Source organism: Cognatiluteimonas sedimenti (assembly GCF_022808325.1).
Classification (GTDB): domain Bacteria; phylum Pseudomonadota; class Gammaproteobacteria; order Xanthomonadales; family Xanthomonadaceae; genus Cognatiluteimonas; species Cognatiluteimonas sedimenti.
In genome coordinates, this window is record NZ_JALGCL010000002.1 from 397,139 (window position 1) to 417,053 (window position 19,915).

17 protein-coding genes are annotated in these 19,915 nt (G+C 71.3%); 9 read left to right on the forward strand and 8 right to left on the reverse strand.

Going from position 1 to position 19,915, the window contains the following annotated elements:
* Positions 1-35: 35 nt before the first annotated feature.
* On the forward strand, positions 36-458 hold the full coding sequence (gene rsfS / locus MQC88_RS08615; protein ID WP_243321071.1) for a ribosome silencing factor: 423 nt from the start codon (positions 36-38) through the stop codon (positions 456-458).
* A 249-nt stretch (positions 459-707) separates the two neighbouring features.
* Positions 708-1,178: a 23S rRNA (pseudouridine(1915)-N(3))-methyltransferase RlmH gene (rlmH, locus tag MQC88_RS08620; protein ID WP_243321073.1), complete on the forward strand. Its 471-nt coding sequence runs from the start codon at positions 708-710 to the stop codon at positions 1,176-1,178.
* Positions 1,179-1,294: 116 nt separating this feature from the next.
* Here rlmH and MQC88_RS08625 read toward each other — a convergent pair whose 3' ends face one another.
* The gene (locus MQC88_RS08625) at positions 1,295-1,993 is read right to left on the reverse strand and encodes an energy transducer TonB (RefSeq protein ID WP_243321075.1); all 699 of its coding nucleotides are present in this window, start codon (positions 1,991-1,993) and stop codon (positions 1,295-1,297) included.
* Positions 1,994-2,279: 286 nt separating this feature from the next.
* Positions 2,280-3,011, reverse strand: coding sequence for an SIMPL domain-containing protein (locus MQC88_RS08630; RefSeq protein ID WP_243321077.1), 732 nt, complete (start codon positions 3,009-3,011; stop codon positions 2,280-2,282).
* Positions 3,012-3,130: 119 nt separating this feature from the next.
* Between MQC88_RS08630 and MQC88_RS08635 the strand changes: the two genes are divergently transcribed.
* The 4 genes from MQC88_RS08635 (at position 3,131) to tldD (ending at position 10,648) form a co-directional block, all read left to right on the forward strand.
* Positions 3,131-3,700 (forward strand): Maf family protein, encoded by a 570-nt coding sequence (locus tag MQC88_RS08635; protein WP_243321079.1) that lies wholly within the window; start codon positions 3,131-3,133, stop codon positions 3,698-3,700.
* Positions 3,697-5,205: a ribonuclease G gene (gene rng / locus MQC88_RS08640; RefSeq protein WP_243321081.1), complete on the forward strand. Its 1,509-nt coding sequence runs from the start codon at positions 3,697-3,699 to the stop codon at positions 5,203-5,205. The genes MQC88_RS08635 and rng overlap by 4 nt, the downstream gene beginning before the upstream one ends.
* Before the next feature lie 102 nt (positions 5,206-5,307).
* Positions 5,308-9,144 (forward strand): YhdP family protein, encoded by a 3,837-nt coding sequence (locus tag MQC88_RS08645; protein WP_243321083.1) that lies wholly within the window; start codon positions 5,308-5,310, stop codon positions 9,142-9,144.
* A 61-nt stretch (positions 9,145-9,205) separates the two neighbouring features.
* Positions 9,206-10,648, forward strand: a complete 1,443-nt coding sequence (gene tldD, locus MQC88_RS08650) for a metalloprotease TldD (protein ID WP_243321085.1) — start codon at positions 9,206-9,208, stop codon at positions 10,646-10,648.
* A gap of 110 nt (positions 10,649-10,758) precedes the next feature.
* Here tldD and yjgA read toward each other — a convergent pair whose 3' ends face one another.
* Positions 10,759-11,331: a ribosome biogenesis factor YjgA gene (yjgA, locus tag MQC88_RS08655; protein ID WP_243321087.1), complete on the reverse strand. Its 573-nt coding sequence runs from the start codon at positions 11,329-11,331 to the stop codon at positions 10,759-10,761.
* A gap of 47 nt (positions 11,332-11,378) precedes the next feature.
* Between yjgA and pmbA the strand changes: the two genes are divergently transcribed.
* From pmbA to MQC88_RS08670, 3 genes are all read left to right on the forward strand, one after another.
* Positions 11,379-12,767: a metalloprotease PmbA gene (pmbA, locus tag MQC88_RS08660; RefSeq protein WP_243321089.1), complete on the forward strand. Its 1,389-nt coding sequence runs from the start codon at positions 11,379-11,381 to the stop codon at positions 12,765-12,767.
* A 90-nt stretch (positions 12,768-12,857) separates the two neighbouring features.
* Positions 12,858-13,271, forward strand: a complete 414-nt coding sequence (locus tag MQC88_RS08665) for a DUF4870 domain-containing protein (RefSeq protein WP_243321091.1) — start codon at positions 12,858-12,860, stop codon at positions 13,269-13,271.
* A 111-nt stretch (positions 13,272-13,382) separates the two neighbouring features.
* Positions 13,383-13,832 carry a DUF4870 domain-containing protein gene (locus MQC88_RS08670; RefSeq protein WP_243321093.1) on the forward strand — a complete coding sequence of 150 codons (450 nt, stop codon included), beginning with the start codon at positions 13,383-13,385 and terminating at the stop codon, positions 13,830-13,832.
* Between the two features lie 66 nt (positions 13,833-13,898).
* Here the strand turns inward: MQC88_RS08670 and MQC88_RS08675 are convergent, their stop codons facing one another.
* The 5 genes from MQC88_RS08675 to tilS form a co-directional block, all read right to left on the reverse strand.
* The gene (locus MQC88_RS08675; RefSeq protein ID WP_243321095.1) at positions 13,899-15,248 is read right to left on the reverse strand and encodes a M48 family metalloprotease; all 1,350 of its coding nucleotides are present in this window, start codon (positions 15,246-15,248) and stop codon (positions 13,899-13,901) included.
* 145 nt (positions 15,249-15,393) lie between these two features.
* Positions 15,394-17,241, reverse strand: a complete 1,848-nt coding sequence (locus MQC88_RS08680; protein WP_243321099.1) for a CHASE2 domain-containing protein — start codon at positions 17,239-17,241, stop codon at positions 15,394-15,396.
* Positions 17,242-17,381: 140 nt separating this feature from the next.
* On the reverse strand, positions 17,382-18,272 hold the full coding sequence (locus tag MQC88_RS08685) for a farnesyl diphosphate synthase (RefSeq protein WP_243321101.1): 891 nt from the start codon (positions 18,270-18,272) through the stop codon (positions 17,382-17,384).
* Complete coding sequence (locus MQC88_RS08690) at positions 18,265-18,537, reverse strand: exodeoxyribonuclease VII small subunit (protein WP_243321103.1); 273 nt, start codon at positions 18,535-18,537, stop codon at positions 18,265-18,267. The genes MQC88_RS08685 and MQC88_RS08690 overlap by 8 nt, the downstream gene beginning before the upstream one ends.
* Before the next feature lie 31 nt (positions 18,538-18,568).
* Positions 18,569-19,909, reverse strand: a complete 1,341-nt coding sequence (gene tilS, locus MQC88_RS08695) for a tRNA lysidine(34) synthetase TilS (RefSeq protein WP_243321104.1) — start codon at positions 19,907-19,909, stop codon at positions 18,569-18,571.
* Between the last annotated feature and the right edge of the window lie 6 nt (positions 19,910-19,915).

Below are 19,915 nucleotides of genomic sequence, written 5' to 3' on the forward strand. Positions count from 1 at the left end.
TATAATCGCCGCCGATTCCCCAGCCGCAGACGCCCTTGACCAGCCAAGCCCAGGTCATCAAGACCCAGTTGCCGAACCCGCCGCCGCCGATCGGGGTGTTGCTCGAGACCGTGCATGCCGCGATCGCGGAACTCAAGGCCAGGGACGTCGTCGAGATCGACGTGCGCGGCAAGAGCAGCGTCACCGACTACATGGTCATCGTTTCGGGCACGTCGTCGCGGCACGTCAAGTCGATCGCCGACGAGGTGGTCAAGTTCGCCAAGAAGCTCGACGTGATGCCACTGGGCGTGGAAGGCGAGCGCGAGGCCGAGTGGGTACTGGTGGACCTGGGCGATGTCGTGGTCCACGTGATGCTGCCGCGGGTGCGCGAGTTCTATGCGCTCGAGCGCCTGTGGACAGTTGGCGACCAGCCGCCGGAAGGCATCGACGAATACGGCGATACCGCGGCCGCCTCCTGAGGTCCGCATGCCCGGCGGGTAGCGGTTGCCGGGGTCAAGGCTTCGGCATCCCGCGGCCAGCGCCGGCAGGCACATGCCCGGGCGATCGCCTGCGGAAGGTTCCGCGAGTGCCCTGGACGCCATCGCCCGTCAAGTCGCAGCATCCATCCCGCCCACGTCTGCACGCTGCTGCTCAATCGAGTGCCTGAAAGCCGGCACCCCGCTTTGCCATGGCGCAAGGCGCGACTTCCGGATTGGTACGATGCCCGCATGAAAGCACGCTTGCTGGCGGTCGGAGAACGCGCACCCGCATGGGTTGCCCAGGGATTCGCCGAGTACCAGAAGCGGCTGTCGCACTGGTTGCCGCTGGAACTGGTGGAGATCGAACCCGGCCTGCGTGGAAAGGGCCGTGATCCGGCGCGCGCGACCGCGGACGAAGGCGCGCGCGTGCTGGCGGCGTTGCCCAAATCCGCCCATGTGGTTGCGCTCGATGGCCGCGGCAAGCCATGGTCGTCGGAACAACTGGCGCAGCGCCTCGAACACTGGCGCGGCGGCGGCCGCGACCTCGCCCTGCTCATCGGCGGGCCGGAAGGCCACGCCGCCGACGTGCTGGCGGTTGCCGACGAAACCTGGTCGCTGGGCCCGCTGACGCTCCCGCACATGCTGGTGCGGCTGGTCGCGGCCGAGCAGTTGTATCGCGCCGCGGCGCTGCTGGCCAACCATCCCTACCACCGCGGCTGAGCTGCGGAGTCTCGCAGCGGGCATGCTCCGCGCCTGGCGCCGTGTGATGCGGCGTCGAAGGCAGATGACCACGAAGAGGCCCGCACCTCCGTGTGCGGGCGTCGCCGGGGATGCGCTCAGCGATCGAGGCTGAAATCGATGGGTACCAGCCCGATCGCCTGCACGGCCTGGCCATCGCGCAGCGCCGGGCGGAAACGCCAATGCCGGAGGACCTGGTCGCGGGCCGCGACATCCAGGCGACGGTCGCCGCTGCTGCGGCTGACGTCGACCTGCAGTGGCCGGCCGTCGATATCCACCAGCACCTGCAGCAGCACGGTGCCCTCGGCGCCGGCCCGCAGCGCCGCGCGCGGATAGGTGGGCGCGGGCGCCTGCGCGTACTCCAGCCGGACGCCGGGCATCGGTGCCGCCGGAACCTGGATCGTGGGCGCGACCGGGACGTCGGGCGCATCGGGCACCTCGGGCGCAAGCTCGCCCTGTTCCGAGAACACGGGCGGCTGCGGCTGCGTTTCCACGGTTCGCGGCGCCGTCGTGGACGGCGGTTGCGGCCTGGGCTTTTCGATGGTCGCCGGCAGCGGCGGTTGCGGTGGTGGCGTTTCGCGCAGGATCCAGCGGATTGGCTGGGTGATGTCCGGCTGCTCCAGTGCCGGCGGCGCGCGCAGCGGCACCAGCAACAGCAGCAGCATCGCGGCGTTGAAGGTGATCGCCACGGCATAGCCGGCAATGCGGTTTACGTCCGGGTGCCGGGGTGGCCACGGGCGTGGCGAAGCCGAGTGCGAAAGCGAAGACCGCGACGGAACCTGGATTGCATGCACCATGGGCCACCTCCTGGTTGACGGTTGCGTTCCGGGGAACGCGTCAACGGCGGCAGCGGGGTTGCGAGCATCGTTCCCGAGACGCCGCAATCCGGGACTGCGCCGTGGCGATGCGTATGGAAGGTAAAGTCGAGCCACCCGACTTCTGCAAGGATGCTGCCAGGAGGGCGCAACGCCCCGCCCACTGGGCGGCGATTCCGTCCAAGGCGTACCCCGATCGACGCCAGACTCCGCAGTAGAAACAAGGCCCGCGAAAGCGGGCCTTGCCGGTATCGCGTGGACGGGCCGGTTATCGCCCGAGTTCGAACACCACGTCCAGGTTGGCTGCCAGCGTGGTCTCGCCAGGCGACACCGCGGTGTCGGCTTCGGCCTTGCCACGCGCCATCGCCATCATCGGCACGGGCATCGGCGGCTGGAACCCGCCACCCTCGCTGATGCTGACGATCCGGCGCACGCGCATGCCCAGGGTCTCGGCGTACATGCTTGCGCGCGCCCGCGCCTTGTCCAGCGCGGCGCGGCGGGCCTCGTCGTAGGCGGTCTCCGGCTGGTCGATCTCGAAGCTCGGCCCGTTGACCTGGTTGGCGCCGCTGGCGACCAGTGCATCCAGCACCTTGCCGAGCCTGGCGATGTCGCGGACCTTGAGGTTGACCGTGTTGCTGGCCTGGTAACCGGTGATCGCGGGGGCCTGGTTTTCGACGTACCTGTACTGCGGGTTGAGGTTGACGCCGCTGGTCTGGATGTCGCGTTCGGCGATGCCGGCGGCTCGGATCGCGGCCATCACCTTGTCCATCTGGACGGCGTTGGCGCGCATCGCGGCATTGGCGTCGGCAGCCTGGGTGACCACCCCGGCGGAGATCGTGGCCACGTCCGGCACGCGCCTGGCTTCGGCCTGCGCCGAGACCGACAGCAGCGTGCCGTCGCTGCCGGCAAAGGCGGCGGGTGCGGAGGTCTGGGCGGATGCGGTCATGGCGATGGCGCTCAAGGCGAGGGCGGACGCGAGCAGGAACGGGCGCAGGGTCATCGTGTTCTCCGGTGGATGGGGCAGGGTGTTGGGACAGGGGTGAACGGCCGGTGAGCCACAACGGGGTCGATCGGTCATGTCCGGGGTGGGGGCCACGGCCGCGGGGTATTCTTCCGTGGATGCTGTATCTCGCCTCGCAATCCCCGCGCCGCCGCGAACTGCTGGCCCATCTCGGGCGGCCGTTCGGGACGCTCGACATCGATGTACCGGAACACCGCCAGCCCGGGGAGCCGCCCGAGGACTACGTGCGCCGGGTCGCGCGTGAAAAAGCCGGCGCCGGGCTGCTGAAGGTGGTCGCGGTTCCCGGGGCGCGCGTGCTCGGCGCCGATACCGAGGTGGTGCTGGGCGATGAGGTGTTCGGCAAACCGAGCGACGCCGACGACGCCGCGGCGATGCTGCGGCGCCTGTCCGGACGCACCCACCGTGTCGTCTCCGTGGTCTGGCTGCTCTCGGCTTCGCGCGAAGCGCAGGCGGTCTCGATCTCGGAAGTGACCTTCGCCGCGCTGGATGACGCGGTCATCGCCGCCTACATCGCCACCGGGGAATGGCAGGGCAAGGCCGGCGCGTACGGGATCCAGGGCGCGGCCCAGGCCTTCGTCGCCCATTTGTCCGGCAGCCACTCCGGCGTCATGGGCTTGCCGCTGTACGAGACCGCGCGACTGCTGCGCGACGATGGAGCGATGCCATGACCGAGGAGATCCTGGTCAACGTCACCCCGCGCGAAACCCGCGTCGCGGTGGTCGAGAACGGCATGCTGCAGGAGCTGCACATCGAACGCGGCTGGTCGCGCGGCGTGGTCGGCAACATCTACAAGGGCAAGGTGCAGCGGGTGATGCCGGGGATGCAGGCCGCGTTCGTCGAGATCGGCCTGGACCGCGCAGCGTTCCTGCATGCCAACGACATCCAGCGCGCGCAACCGGTGCGCGACGACGGTGCCGCCGACGCGTTCCCGGTGCCGGCCCCGGTGCCCCTGATCACCGAACTGCTGCGCGAAGGGCAGGACATCGTGGTGCAGGTGGTCAAGGACCCGATCGGCAGCAAGGGCGCGCGCCTGACCACGCAGATCAGCATTCCTTCGCGCTACCTGGTGCTGCTGCCGCAATCGCGCGTGGTCGGCGTCTCGGCGCGGATCGAGGACGAGGGCGAACGCGCGCGGCTCAAGGGGCTGGTGACCGAACTCGCGATCCCGGTCGGCAGCCCCGGCTACATCGTGCGCACCAACGCCGAGGGCCAGCCGGCCGAAGCGCTGGCCGAGGACGTGGCCTACCTCGGGCGCGCCTGGGCGCTGGTCGAACGGCAGGTCCGCGATGCCGCGGTCGGCAGTTGCGTGTACGAAGACCTCAGCCTGCCGATGCGCGCGGTGCGCGACCTGATGCGGCGCGACGTCGAGAAGGTCAAGGTCGACTCGCGCGAGACCTGCGAGCGCCTGCGCGCATTCGCCGCGCAATACATGCCTGCGCTGGGCCCGGCCGAAGCGGGCCTGGCGGAAAAGATAGAGCACTACGGCGGCGCGCGCCCGGTGTTCGACCTGTACGGCGTCGAGGACGAGATCAAGCGCGCGCTGGAAAAGGAGGTGCCGCTGAAATCCGGCGGCTACCTGGTGATCGACCAGACCGAGGCGATGACCACGGTCGACGTCAACACCGGCTCGTTCCTGGGCCAGCGCAACCTCGAGGAAACCGTCTATCGCACCAACCTGGAAGCGGCGCAGGCGGTGGCGCGCCAACTGCGCCTGCGCAACCTGGGCGGCATCATCATCATCGACTTCATCGACATGCACGACGCCGAGCACCGGCGCCAGGTGCTGCGTACGCTGGAGAAGTCGCTGGCCCGCGACCACGCCAAGACCACCGTCTACGACTTCTCGCCGCTGGGACTGGTGGAGATGACGCGCAAGCGCACGGTCGAGTCGCTGGAACGGCAGTTGTGCGAGCCGTGCCACGAATGCGGCGGCCGCGGCATGCTCAAGACCGCCGAAACCGTGACCTACGAGATCTTCCGCGAGATCACCCGTGCCGTGCGCCAGTTCGAGGCCGCGCGGCTGCTGGTGATCGCCTCGCCCAAGGTGGTCGCGCGCATCACCGACGAGGAGTCGGCCACGGTGGTCGAACTGGAGGAATTCCTCGGCAAGTCGATCCGGTTCCAGGCCGACACGCAATACCTGCAGGAACAGTTCGATGTCGTGCTGCTTTGACGCCGGCATCCAGGCTTCGGGCCCCGGAGCGAGGAATCTCCTGGACCGCGACAGTCGCGCCAGCGCTCGCAAGGAAGGGATGGCGCGGCCCGGGGTGTCGGCATGACCACGCCCATGCGTCGCCGCCTGCGGCTCGCGCGACGCGGGCTGTGGTACGCCGCGGCGGTCGCGTTGGTGCTGGCGGCGCTGGTCGTCGGCACGCTCAGCCAGGTGTTGCCGCTGGCCGAACGCCATCCCGAGCGCATCGCCGCATGGCTGAGCGAGCGCGCCGGGCGGCCTGTGGCCTTCGACAGGGTCGAGACGCAGTGGACCCGGCGCGGTCCGTTGCTGCGCCTGGATGGCCTGCGCATCGGCGAAGGCAGCCACGCGTTCACCATCGGCGACGCCGAAATGCTGGTGTCGCAATACGCGGGACTGCTGCCGGGGCGTTCGTTCACCGAACTGCGGCTGCGCGGCCTCGACCTGACCCTGGAGCGCGGCGAAGACGGCCGCTGGCAGGTGCGCGGGCTGCCGGGACAGCAGCAGTCGGGCGGCGATCCGTTCGCGGCGCTGGAGGGGCTCGGCGAGTTGCAGGTGATCGGCGGCAAGCTGGCGATCATCGCGCCGGGGCTGCAGATCGACGCGCGCTTGCCGCGGGTCGACGTGCGCCTGCGGGTGGAGGGCGACCGTGTGCGCGCGGGCATGCGGGCGTGGATGCGGGTGGGGAAGTCGCCGTTGCAGGCGGCCTTCGATTTCGATCGCGCGCGTGGCGATGGCCGCGCCTATGTCGCGGCCAGGCAGGTCGACCTCGCGGTCTGGGCGCCGTTGTTGCACGTGGCCGGCGTCGCCGCGGAGTCCGGTCACGGGCGTGGTGAGGCATGGGCGCAGTTGCGCGACCATCGTGTCGCCGCGCTCACCGTCGATGCCGCGCTGGACGCGATCACCCTGCGTGGCGCCGCACTGGCCGATGGCAGCGTGCCGCGCGCCGGGTTCGAGCACTTGCGCACGCGCGCGCAATGGCGCGCCATCCCCGGCGGCTGGCGCATGGATGCGCCGCAATTGCGGATCGGCACCGGCGCCGCCGTGCAGGCGCTGGATGGCCTGGTGCTGGCCGGCGGCGAGCGCAATGCGCTGCTGGCGCGGCGGATCGATGCCGGGCCGTTGTTGGCGGTCGCCGCACTGAGCGACCGCACGGCGCCCGGGCTGCGACAGTGGATCGCCGCGGCGAAACCGCAGGCCCGCGCCAGCAACCTGGTCTTCGCTGCCGCGCGCAACGGCGGCATGCGCGCCAGCGTCCGCATCGACGGACTGGGTTTCGAGGCGGTCGGCAATGCGCCCGGGCTCAGCGGCCTGGCCGGCACGCTGCGGGGCGATGGCGACGGTTTCGCGCTGGCACTGGATCCAAAGGCGCCGTTCCGTTTCAACTGGCCTCGCGGATTCGGCGTCGTCCACGCCGCCAGCCTGGACGGCACCATCGCCGGCTGGCGCGAGGGCGCGGGCTGGCGCGTGGGCACGCCCGGACTGCGCATCCGCGGCACCGGCTTCGGTGTCGACGTGCGCGGCGGCTTGTGGTTCCAGGGCGACGGCACGCGTCCGTGGATCGACCTGGCCGCGCAGATCGAACCGACCGCGGTCACCGCGGCCAAAGGCTTCTGGATCCACCACCTGATGTCGCCCCACACGGTGCGCTGGCTCGACCAGGCGCTGGTCGGCGGCCGGCTCGAAAACGGCCTCGCGCTGGTCTCCGGCGACCTCGACGACTGGCCGTTCCGCAACCACGATGGCCGCTTCGAGGCGCGCGCGCGGATCCGCGATGCAACCCTGAAGTTCCAGGCCGACTGGCCCGCGGCCGAGCATGTCGACGCCGACCTGGCCTTCATCGCCGACGGATTCAGCGTCGCGGGCAAGGGCGTCCTCGCCGGCGTGGGCATCCGCCATTTCGATGCCGGCATCGAGCATTTCGGCAAGGCCGATCTCACCGTGCAGGCGCAGGGCGGAGGCGATGCCTCGACCCTGCTTGGCCTGCTGCGGCAAAGCCCGCTGCAGAAGGAGCATCGCGAGACGCTCGACAACCTCGAAGCCAGCGGCCTGGCGGCGGTCACCTTCAACCTCGACTTGCCGCTGCATGCCGCAGGCGGCGCCTCGAAGCTGGGCGGTACGGTTGCGCTGGCCGGCGCCAGGCTCAGGGAAAAGCGCTGGAAGCTTGCGTTCGAGGACGTGCGCGGCCGCGCCGAGTACGGCAACCGCGGTTTCGCCGCCGAACGCCTGGCGGTGCGCCACGGCGGCCAGCCCGGGCGCCTGTCGCTGCGCGCCGGCGATTACGCGCGCGACCGGCGCCAGGCGTTCGAGGCCGAGTTGGAAGCGAGCCTGCCCGCCGACGAGTTGCTCGCACGCGTGCCCGAACTGGCCTGGCTCAAGCCGTACGTGGCGGGGCGCTCCCAGTGGACGGCGATGGTCGCAATTCCCAGGACGACGGCGGCCGCGGCCGCGGCGCCCAGCCGGCTGCAACTGCGCTCCAGCCTGGTCGGCACGGCATTGTCGTTGCCGGCGCCGTTGCGCAAGGGCGCCGACGCGGCGTTGCCGGCGAGCATCGACACCGCCTTGCCGGTGGGCAGCGGCGAGGTGCGGGTGGCACTGGGCAAGCGCATGGCGCTGCGTGCCCGCAGTGCCGCGCAGACCGGCGTGCGCGCGGTGCTCGGCAGCGACAGCGTCGCCGAGGCGCCGCCCGCTTCCGGGTTGATCGTGACCGGGCGCGCGCCCGAGCTCGATGCGCTGGACTGGATCGCGGTCGCCAAGGGCGGCGACCCGGCCGGAGAGGGGTCCGGCGGGGACCTGAAGCTGCGCCGGATCGATGTCGTTGCCGAACGCCTGCTGCTGCTGGGTGCGGCATTTCCCGTCACCCGCCTGCAACTGGCGCCGACGCCAGGGGCGCTGGTGGCGCAGGTGCAGGGCGAGGCGCTCAGCGGCAGCGTGCGCGTGCCCGACCCCGATGGTGCGACCATCTCCGGCGATTTCGCGCGCGTGCACTGGCGCAGCGCCGCGCCGCCCGGCGCGGATTCCGCGATTGCGCCTGCCAACCCGCGCGCCGAGGCGGACACGATCGATCCGGCCAAGGTGCCGCCACTCGCATTCGACATCGCCGAGCTGCGCGTGGGCGATGCCGCGCTCGGCAGCGCCACGCTGCGCACGCAGCCATTGGCGCTGGGGATGCGCATCGCGCAGCTGCAGACGCGGGCGCCGCGGCAACGCATCGACGTCAGCGGCGACTGGCTCGGTCGCGGCAGCGCCCAGCGCACTCGCCTGGACCTGGGCATCGACAGCGACGATTTCGGCGCCCTGCTCGACGGGTTCGGCTATGGCGGCCAGCTCAACGATGGCGAAGGCCATGCATCGCTGGCGGCGACCTGGCCGGGCAGCCCGGCCGCGTTCGCGCTGGCCACGCTCGACGGCACGCTCAAGCTCGACGCGCGCGATGGCCAGCTGGTCGAGCTCGAACCCGGCGCCGGCCGCGTGCTCGGGCTGCTCAGCATCGCGCAGCTGCCGCGCCGGCTGACACTGGATTTCCGCGACCTGTTCTCCAAGGGCTTCGCCTTCGACAAGCTCGCCGGGAACGTGCGCATTGCCGCCGGCAAGGCCAGCACGGATGACCTGCTGATCGACGGGCCGGCCGCCGAGATCCGCATCCACGGCAATGCCAACCTGCGTGCGCAGACCTTCAACCAGACCATCGAAGTGCTGCCACGCGCCGGCAACCTGCTGGCGGTGGCCGGCGCGATCGCCGGCGGACCGGTCGGCGCGGCGATCGGCGCCGCCGCCAACGCGGTGCTGCGCAAGCCGCTGGGGCAGCTCGCGGCCAAGACCTACCGCGTCACCGGGCCGTGGAAGGACCCGAAGGTCGAGGTGATCAGCCGCGAGCAGTCCCGGATCACGGCCGCGCAGGACAGGCCGCCCGCGGGTTGATTCACGCGCCTGCCGCCCGCAAATCTCCCGTTCACCCGCGCTTTTCCCGGACTATTGCCGCATGACGCTCCCCCTCCAGCTCGCCGAATCCCGCCTGTTGCTGCCCGCGGGCCTGGATACCGGCGGGCTGGACCGCACCTTCGGCGCGCTGCTCGGCCCCGGTGTCGATTACGGCGACCTGTACTTCCAGCACGCGCGGCGCGAGAGCTGGACCGTGGAGGACGGCATCGTCAAGGACGGCGCGCATTCGATCGAACAGGGCGTCGGCGTGCGCGCGGTCAGCGGCGAGAAGACCGGCTTCGCCTATTCCGACGACATCAACGCGCAGGCGCTGATGGAGGCCGCCGCTTCGGCGCGCGCCATCGCCCGCGAAGGCAACGCGCAGGGGGCGCGCACGCTGGTGGCGGGCGGCGGCCACGCCCTGTACCCGGCCACCGATCCGATCGACGGGCTCGGCAACGAGGACAAGGTCGAGGCGCTGCGAACGCTCGACCGGCTGCTGCGCGCCGCCGACCCGCGCGTGCAGCAGGTGGTGGTGAGCCTGGCCGGGGGCGTCGACACGGTGCTGGTCGCGCGCAGCGACGGCGTGCTCGCCGCCGACGTGCGGCCGCTGGTGCGGATCAACGTGCAGGTGATCGTCGAGCAGGGCGGGCGGCGCGAGAGCGGCTATGCCGGTGGCGGCGGCCGCTACGGCTATGCGCAGCTGTTCGCCGACGGCAAGCCGGAGAAGTTCGCGCGCGAGGCGCTGCGGCAGGCACTGGTGAACCTGGAAGCGGTCGACGCGCCGGCCGGCGCGATGCCGGTGGTGCTCGGCCCCGGCTGGCCCGGGGTCCTGCTGCACGAGGCGGTCGGCCACGGCCTGGAAGGCGACTTCAACCGCAAGGGCACCTCGACCTACGCCGGCCGCATCGGCCAGCGCGTGGCGTCGCCCGGCGTCACCATCGTCGACGACGGCACGCTGGAGGGCCGCCGCGGCTCGCTCAACATCGACGACGAAGGCACGCCGACGCGCTGCACCACGCTGATCGAGGACGGCGTGCTGGTGGGTTACATGCAGGACAGCCTGAACGCGCGCCTGATGGGCATGCAGCCGACCGGCAACGGCCGCCGCGAATCCTTCGCCCACCTGCCGATGCCGCGCATGACCAATACCTACATGCGCGCCGGCAGCCACGACCCGGAGGAAATGATCCGCTCGGTCAAACGCGGCCTGTACGCGGTCAACTTCGGCGGCGGCCAGGTCGACATCACTTCCGGCAAGTACGTGTTCTCCGCGACCGAGGCCTACCTGATCGAGGACGGCAGGGTCACCGCGCCGGTGAAGGGGGCGACGCTCATCGGCAACGGCCCGGAAACCATGCAGCGGGTGCGGATGATCGGCAATGACCTGGCGCTGGACGAAGGCGTCGGCGTCTGCGGCAAGGACGGGCAGTCGGTGCCGGTCGGCGTCGGCCAGCCGTCGCTGCTGATCGATCAGATCACCGTCGGCGGGACCAGGGCATGACCGCAATCGCGCGCCGTTCCCGCGGAAGCGGGCGTGGGTGGACGCTGCGCCCGGTGCAGGCAACGGGAATGCGGGCTTCGCCGGTTGCCCCTTCCAGCGCCACGGCGCACTCAGTCGTCGGCGTCGGGCGCTGCTTCCGCCTCGCCTCCGGTTGCGGCCTCGTCCTGCGCCAGCAATTCGCGCAGTTCGCGGAACAGTTCGCGGAAGGCGTGCGGCGGCTTGTTGCGGGCGCGTTCCTCCGCGGTGTTGCGCACCAGTTGCCGCAGGCGCTGGCGGTCGGCGCCCGGATGCGCGGCGAGCAGTTCCGCGAGCGCGGCGTCGCCGTCGGCAAGCAGGCGCACGCGCCAGGATTCGACCCGGTGCAGGTGCGCGGCCTCGCGCCTTGCCGCCGCACCGCCGGCGTCGAGCCCGTCGCGGATCGCATCGAGCGTGGCATCGTCCTCGCGCCGCATCTGCTTGGCCAGGAAGGCCAGCTGGCGCTTGTGGGCGACGTGCGAGGTGATGCGCTGGGTTTCGCGGATGTGCGGCAGCAGCGTTTCCGGGATCGGCAGCTTCGCCAGCTGGGTGGGACTCAACGCCACCAGCTTCTCGCCCAATGCCAGCACGTCCAGGGCCGCGCGCCGTTGTTCGCTGCGGCTGGGGCCGAGGAAATCGCCGCTGTCGGCGTCGCGCGCTCTGGTCATTCTCGATTCCCGGCCCGCGCTGGCGGGGCCCTGACAATGGGACAGGCATGAAGGATAAGCCATTGAACGCAGTCGCCCCCGTCGGCGCCGACGACAGCCTGTCGCGGCTGGACCACCTGGCGGGCATCGCGCAGCGCCTGCTCGATCGTTGTCGCGAACGCGGCGCCAGCCAGGCCGAGGTCAGCTGCAACGAGGAGCGCGGGCTCAGCGTGGACGTGCGCATGGGTGCGGTCGAGACGGTCGAGTCCACCCGCGACCGCGGCATCGCCGTGACCGTGTACTTCGGCCATCGCAAGGGCAGCGCCAGCACCGCCGACCTGCGCGAGGAGAGCCTGGACGCGACCGTCGAACAGGCCTGCGCGATCGCGCGCTACACCGAGGACGATCCGGCTGCGGGCCTGGCCGATGCGGCGCTGATGGCGCGGGCGCCGGCCGGTGGCTTTCCCGGTTTCGACGCCTGGCATCCGTGGGTGCTGGACGCCGATCGTGCGATCGACCTGGCGCTGGCCTGCGAGGCCGCCGGCCGCGACAGCGATGCGCGCATCGCCAACTCCGACGGTGCGTCGGTCGGCAGCAGCGCGGCGCTGGGCGTGTACGCCAACTCGCACGGCTTCGTCGGCCGCGAGCGCAGCACCCAGCACACCATCGGCTGTGCGTTGATCGCCGGCCAGGGCGAAGCGATGCAGCGTGACGGCTGGTACACGACCGCGCTGGCGGCCGAGGACCTCGAAGCAGCGGCTGCCGTCGGCCGCCATGCCGCCGAGCGCACCGCCGCGCGCCTGCAGCCTCGCTCGATCGCCACCGGGCAGATGCCCGTGCTGTTCGCGGCCGAGGTTGCGCGCTCGCTGGTCGGGCACCTGGTCGGCGCGGTGTCCGGTGGCGCGTTGTACCGCAAGGCCAGCTTCCTGGTCGACGCCGCGGGCACGCGGCTGTTCCCCGACTGGTTCGGGATCGAAGAATTGCCGTTCCTGGCGCGCGGCTTCCGCTCCGCGGCGTTCGATGCCGAAGGCGTCGCCACCCGGGAAGCGCCACTGGTGCGCGACGGCGTGCTGCAGCGCTACGTGCTGGGCAGCTATTCGGCGCGCAAGCTGGGGCTGGCCACCACCGCCAACGCCGGTGGCGTGCACAACCTGCAGGTCGTCGCCAATGCCGGTGGCCTGCAGGACATGCTGCATGGCATGCGACGAGGCCTGCTGGTCACCGAACTGATGGGGCAGGGCGTGAACGCGGTCACCGGCGACTATTCGCGCGGCGCGGCCGGCTTCTGGATCGAGGATGGGCAGCTCGCCTATCCGGTCGACGGCATCACCGTGGCCGGCAACCTCAAGGCGATGTTCGGCGCGATCGAGGCGGTCGGCAACGACGTCGATCCCCGTTCCCATGTCCGCACCGGTTCGATCCTCGTTGGCGGCATGACGGTGGCCGGGGCCGGCTGATGGCCGGGACCCCGTCGGCTTGACTGGACGGCCATGGCCGTCGACAGTTGGGCACTGGCGCCGAGGGGGCGCCGGACAAGAGGGGACACCATGAACGATATCAACCCGGCGCCGACTGGCGCCGAGAGTGGCATTTCCGCGGAAGAGCGGCAGTGGGCGATGTTCGCGCACCTGTCGGCGCTGGCCGGCGGCCTGCTGACGTCCGCGGTCGGTGGCTGGGGCTTTTTCATCGGCCCGCTGGTGATCTGGCTGATGAAGAAGGACACCATGCCCTTCGTCGACGACCAGGCCAAGGAAGCGTTGAACTTCAACATCATGGTCACGGCAATCTTCGTGATCCTGCTGATCCTGACCATCCTCAGCCTGGGCATCGGTGCGCTGCTGACGGTGCCGGTGATGCTGATCGTGGGCATCGGGGCGCTGGTGTTCGTCATCATCGCCGCGATGAAGGCCAACCAGGGCATCGCCTACCGTTACCCGGTGAACGTGCGCCTGATCAAGTGAACCCGTAGTCGTCACGCCATCCGACGGACCTAGGCCGTTGGTTGGGTTGCACCTTCCCGGCCTGCCCCCATCATCGAGGGCAGGCCGGATCGTTTCCGGCGGGAGTCGATGATGAACGCGACCACGCAATCCCTGTCCACCACGTCCCCGACCTCCAGCGAGCGGCAGTGGGCCGCGGGCGCGCACCTGGCGGCGCTGCTGCTGGCGTTGTGCACCAGCTGGATCGCCGGGGCCGCCGGCATGCTCGGCGCCGGGATGGTCTACCTGGTCAAGCGCGACGATTCGGCGTTCGCGGCCGAACACGCCCGCGAGGCCTTCAACTTCAACCTCAGCATGTTCATCTATGCCTGCATCGCGGTGGCGGTCGCGGTGGCGCTGGTTGGCGCGACCGTGCTGACGCTGGGGCTGGGCATCATCCTGACCGCGCCGGCCGGGCTGTTGCTGCTGCTCGCGGTGGCCGCGATCGCGGTGCTTTGGCTGGCGTGCAGCATCATCGCCACGGTCAAGGCCTGGAACGGCGAGCACTATCGCTACCCGCTGACGCTGCGCCTGCTGCGCTGATTGGCGGGCGTCCCGATGGGCCGCGCGGCAGGCGCCGCGTGGCCCTGCAGCGCGCGGTTCGCTGCGTCAGTTGCGCTGCGTGTACTGCTGCAGGCTGGCGCCGCGGCGGTCGATCCGGTCCAGGCGGTCGTCCAGCGCTGGGTGGCTCTTCACAAGTTGCGCCAGGGCGGGCGATTGCGTGCCCAGCGCGGACATCTTCTGCAGCACCGGGTACAGCGCCAGCGGATTGAAGCCCGAGCGCGCGAGGTAGACCTGCGAGGCCTCGTCGGCGTGGAATTCGGCCTCCCGGTCCAGCCGCGTCAGCATCACCGTGGCGCCATGGCGACGCACGTAGTCCTTGGCCAGGTTGGCGGCGAGATCGCCGCCGACGTTGACGTGGCCGGCGACGATATTTTCGCCGGTCTCGGTGATCGCCTGCTTGCGGATCACGTTGTAGTGGTCGCGCTGCACCACATGGCCGATCTCGTGGCCGAGCACCGCGGCGACCTCGGCGTCGTCGGCCAGCAGTTCGTACAGTCCGCGCGTCACCAGGACGTAGCCACCGGGCGCGGCGAAGGCGTTGACCTCGGGCGAGTCGATGACGCCGAAGCTCCACGGCAGCTCCGGGCGCGTGGTCTGCGACGCCAGCCAGCGGCCGATCATGTTGACCCGGCGCTGCGCTTCGGGATCGTCCAGCAGCGGCGCCGCGCCAAGGATGCGGCCGGCGATCTCCGGCCCCAACGCAAGTTCCTCCGCCGCCAGTTCGTCCTCGGACTTGCCGGTGGCAGCGTCGGCGACGTCCATCGCCTCGCTGGCATGGCCGCCGAACAGGCCGCCGCCGATCTGCGACAACAGCCCGCGCGCGGCCGACAGCGTGCTGCGCTTTTCCGCTTGCGTGCTGCCGCCGCGGACGCCAGGGTGCGCCTCGCTGGCGAAGGCCACGCTGGTGGCGCTCCAGCCCTCCGTGCGCGCCCGTGCAGCGGCGGCCTCCGGCGCGACCCGGTACGACTCCAGTGCCGCGATCTGCGCGCCGTCGTAGGCGGCCGATTGCAGCGTGCTCTCGTCGAGCCCGCGCACGCCCGCGGTCTCGGTGACGCGGCCCTTGCCGGCCTGGCCGCCGAACAGCGCGCGCACGCCGGAGGCGGAACCCGCTGCGCGGGCGGGCGCCATGCGCACGTCGTTGACGCGCACGAAGCCGAACTGCCCCGCCGTCAGCTCGACCCGGAACCACAGTCCCTGCTGGCCGGCGACGCTGACCGCTGCATCGCGCTTGAGCGTGGCGATCGCCGGCGCCTTGAAGTCCGGCGCGCTGTGGACCTCGACCGTGGGCTTGTGCACCACCGCCGCCATGTTCCCGGCGCGTGCGGCGGGCACCGCGAGCGCGGCGGCAAGCACCATCGCCGAAAGGATGGCGGAACGCAAAGCGGTGGGATGCATGCGGAAAGCTCCGTACGGGAACGCTGTTGCCAGCCGGGTCTCAAGACAGGATCAAACGCGATTCTGGCGCGAAAAAGGCCAACATCTGCATTCAAGCGCGTGGTGGTTGACGCTGGCAAGCTGCGCCGCAACGTCGATCGCGTATTCAGGCTGGCGGCGATGCGGGCCTTGCGGTTGCACGGAGCTCGCTACCGGCTTCGTCGTCGGCGGAGAACGAGTCGTGCGCCGACAACGGTCGTTCGTCGGTGCTCGCAAGCAGGCGGCCGAGCACCGAGCACACGCGGGCGCGGGTCTGCGCGATCGGTTCGTCCTGCGCGACTGCGACGCTGATCAGGCTGGCTACGCGCACGCTGCCGTCGTCGGGCAACACGTCGTCGTGCCCCGCAAGGTGCTCGCGCAACGCCTGGAGTTCACGCTGCGCGGTGGCGGCCACGGTGTCGCGATCCGGCCCGCCCCACATCAGCACGGTGACATCGACCAGCGATTCCCACAGCCAGCTTTTGTATTCGACCACGCCTTCCAGCGCGGCAGCCTCGGTGCCGCGGTACAGCCAGCCACGCAGGCGCCGCCGGTATTCGCGGATGCGGCGGCCGAGCGCGCGCCGGTCCAGGCCGGGGTCGGGCTCGAAGCGCAAGCGGGCCAGCGCCAGCCAGCGGTCGCGTTCGGGGTCGAACTGCGGGCGGTAATCGTCGTTGCCGACCGCGCGCCCGCGCTGGGTGGCGGCGTACACGCGACACAGGCCGAAGCACAGGCTGACGAAGCCCAGCGCGGCGAAGATGTCGAAGAAGACGCCGAATGCGGTCAGGCCGACGAATGCAACCACTAACAGCGCCAGGTTGCTGGCGACGAAGACTTCATCGATCTCCCATGCCGGCTCGCCGCGCCAGAAGGCGAATCCGCTGAGCAGCACGAGGACCGCGGCGAGCAGGTACTTGAAGCCCGCCGGCGGCATCCAGATCGCGGTGCCGGCGAGCAGCGCCTCGACCGCTTCGGCGTGGACCTCGACCCCGGGCATGGCCGGATTGACCGGTGTCGGCTTGGCGTCGTTGAGGCCGGCGGCGGTATAGCCGACCACCGCGGTGCGGCCGTCCAGGGCCGCCATCGCACCGCCGCGATCGCAGACCGCGCGGCCCTCGATCAGGTCGGCGGCGCTGGCGTAGGGAAGCTGGCCATGCGTGCGCCAGTTCACGCGGATCGATTCCGGGTAGCCGGCCAAGGGCCGATGCTGGACGCCGGCGGCCAACCGCAGCGACAACGATGGCAGCGCCCAGTCGCCGATGGCCTTGCGCAGCGGGATGTCGCGCAACACGCCGTCGCTGTCGCGGGTGATGTCCAGCAGCGCGCTGTTGCGTGCCATCGCCTCGCCATACGGCTGCAGCAGCGCCACGCGCGGCCCCGGGCGGCGTGGCTGCGTGGCCAGGGCGAATGCGCCGGGCGCCTGCGATACCGGCAGCGCGCCGGGGGAATCATCGAAGCCCGCGGGCGTGCGGGTCGAGCCGAACACGAAGCGGCCACGGCCGCCGGCGGCCATCGCCTCCAGCGTGGCGTCGCCGATCGGGTCGCTGTTGGATGGCTCGATGAACTGCACGTCGTAGCCGACCGCGCGGGCGCCGGCGCGGTCCAGCGCATCCAGCAGGTCGGCATGGCGTTGCCTGCTCCATGGCCAGCCGCCTTCGCCGAGACGGCGGTAATACTCGATCGAGCAATCGTCGATCTCGACCACGACCACCTTGCCCGACGGCTTCGGCTCCCACGGCCGCAGCTTGATCACCTGGTCGAAGATCGCGTTCTCGGCCGACGCGAGGCTGCGCTCGTGGTTCCAGTCCCAGGCCAGCCATCCCAGCGCGACCAGCACCAGCAGCGGGTAGAACGCGAACCGCAGGCGCAGAGCGAACCGTGCATACGGGCGCCGGTAGCCGCGCTCGAACGCGCCCCAGCGGTTGACGAAGGTGTAGCCGAGCCATGCGAACGCCGACTCCAGCCATGACAGCATTCGTTCGTGCCGGTGCCTGCCCATCCCCATCCCGTGCATCCCCATGCAGGTGCGGCGCTCGCCGCGGGCTTGCGTCGAGGATCATTCCCGCCTCGTGCGGGTGTCAAGCGCGCGCCGGCACGCGCGCTGGAGCGTTCGCTTCAGCGATCGCGCTGGATCGCCTCGCGTCCCAGTGCGGCGAGTGCATCGGTGCGCGAGCCGTACGGCGCCAGCGCCTCCTGCATCGACGCCTGCAGTTCGCGCAGCCGCGCGCGCGAGGCCTCGATGCCGAGCAGGGCCGGAAAGGTGGCCTTGTCCTGGGCGACGTCCTTGCCGGCGGTCTTGCCAAGGGTGGCGCTGTCGCCCTCGATGTCGAGCAGGTCGTCGCGGATCTGGAACGCAAGGCCGAGGGCGTCGGCGAAGCGGTCCAGCCCGGCGGCGGTCCCGGCCTCCACGCCGGCGGCGAGCGCGCCCAGGCGCACCGACGCGCGCAGCAACGCACCGGTCTTGAGTGCGTGCAGGCGCTGCAGTTCGTCGATGTCGATCCGTTGCCCCGTCGCCTCGATGTCCAGCGCCTGGCCGCCGCACATGCCGCGCGCGCCGGCGGCGGACGCCAGTTCCCGCAACATCGCCACCCGCGCCTGCGCCGGTTGCGGCGCTCGCGCCAGCAGCTCGAACGCCAGCGACTGCAGCGCATCGCCGGCGAGGATCGCGGTGGCCTCGTCGAAGGCGACGTGCACGGTCGGCTTGCCACGACGCAGCTCGTCGTCGTCCATCGCCGGCAGGTCGTCGTGCACCAGCGAATAGGCGTGGACCAGTTCGACCGCGGCGGCGGCGTGGTCCAGCGCGGCATCGTCGCAACCGAACGCGCCGCCGGTGGCGTACACCAGCAACGGCCGCATGCGCTTGCCGCCATCGAGCGTGGCATGGTGCATCGCCGCGTGCAGGTGCCGCGGCGGCGCTTCGGCGGCAGGCAATGCCGCGAGCAGCGTGGCTTCGACCCGCGCGCGCCAGCGTGCCGGGCGCGCGTCGGGGACCGGCGGCTCAGGCATCCGGGGACGCGGCTGGCGCGGTGCCCGGGAACGGCTCGCCGCCGGCGGGGTCTTCCGGGTCGGTGAGCAGGCGCACGCGCAGTTCGGCCTGTTCCAGCGCGCCCTGGCAGCGGCGGTAGAGGCCGACGCCGCGTTCGTACGCGGCCAGCGATTCCTCCAGGCTCATGTCACCGTGCTCCATCTTCTCGACCAGCTGCTCGAGCGCATCGAGCGAGGCTTCGAAATCGGCGACCGGGGACGCATCGGATGTTGTCTTGCGGGCCATGCGGCAAGTGTGCGGCGCGGGTTCGCGGGGGTCAATGCGCGGGCGATCCGTGCCCGGGGGGCGCTGCTGCCTGCGCAATCTGCGACCACACCAGCTTCGCGCCGCGCGCGCCCAGCCATTGCGCGAATTCGGCCGAAAGGATGCGGTCGCCGGCGGCCAGCAGCCGGCCCTCGGCGCTGGACAGCAGCGGCAGCCGTTCGCGCCGCCATGGCGGCATGCCGGCGTCCTGCAGCACGTGCTTGAGCGCATGCGTGTGCTTGCGTCCGGGCAGGGCGATGCGCTCGCCGCCGCGGCGCGCGTGGACGACCAGCGTATCGTCGAAGCCCGCGGCGCCTTCCAGCTGCAGCAGGCCGCCATCGGGAAGCGGCAGCGGCACGCTGCCGTCCCAAGGGCATCGCCAGCCAGCGGCCAGCGGGGCGCTTTGCCGCCCGGCATGCAGCAGGTTGCGCCAGCGCCGCACCACTGCCCCGGACCAGGCGAAGCGGGCTTCGTCGCCCGGCGCCGCCCGCAGCAGGTCGGCCTCGATCCGGTCGACGCCGGTTGCGGGCAGGGGCGGCAGGCCGCAGGCTTCGATCCAGCGCCGGAGCACGCGTGCCCGGCGCGCAGCGGGAAGGCGTGCCAGCACGTCGACGTCGAGCACCCGCGGGTCGTCGCCGCGGGCGCCTGCCAGCGCCCTCGCATCTTCTTCGTCGAGGAGGTCGGCGGCGGCGGCGCTCAATGCGGCGCTGCGCGCGAATGCCGCGCTTGCCTGCGGCCAGCGCCGTCGCAGCAGCGGCAGCACTTCGTGGCGCAGGAAATTGCGGTCCGGCGCGCTGTCCCGGTTGGCAGGGTCCTCGATCCAGCGCAATCCATGCCGTTGCGCATGCGCAAGCAGCTCGCCACGCGACAGCGCCAGCAACGGCCGCCACAGCCAGCCGCGGCCATGGCGCCGCCACGGCCGCATTGCCGCCAGGCCGTCGGGCCCGGAGGCACGCAATGCGCGCAGCAGGAAGGTTTCTGCCTGGTCGTCGCGATGGTGGGCGAGCGCGAGCACTTCGTCGTCGCGCAGTTCGGCCGCGAAGGCGGCATGGCGGGCGCTGCGCGCGGCGGCCTCGGGTCCGCCGCCACCCGTTCGGTCGACGTCCACGCGCACGACCTGCAGCGGGATCGACCAGTCAGCGCAGACCGCCCGGCAGTGTCGCACCCATGCATCGGCCTGGGCCTGCAGCCCGTGGTGGACGTGGATCGCGCGCAGCCCGCCATGCAACGTCGGTGCGGCGCAGGCCAGCAGGTGCAACAGCACGGTGGAATCCAGGCCGCCGCTGAAACCGACCAGGACCGGTCGCGCGGGGCCCGGCGGCGGCAACAGGCTGGGCGACGGAGGCTTGTCCACGGCCGC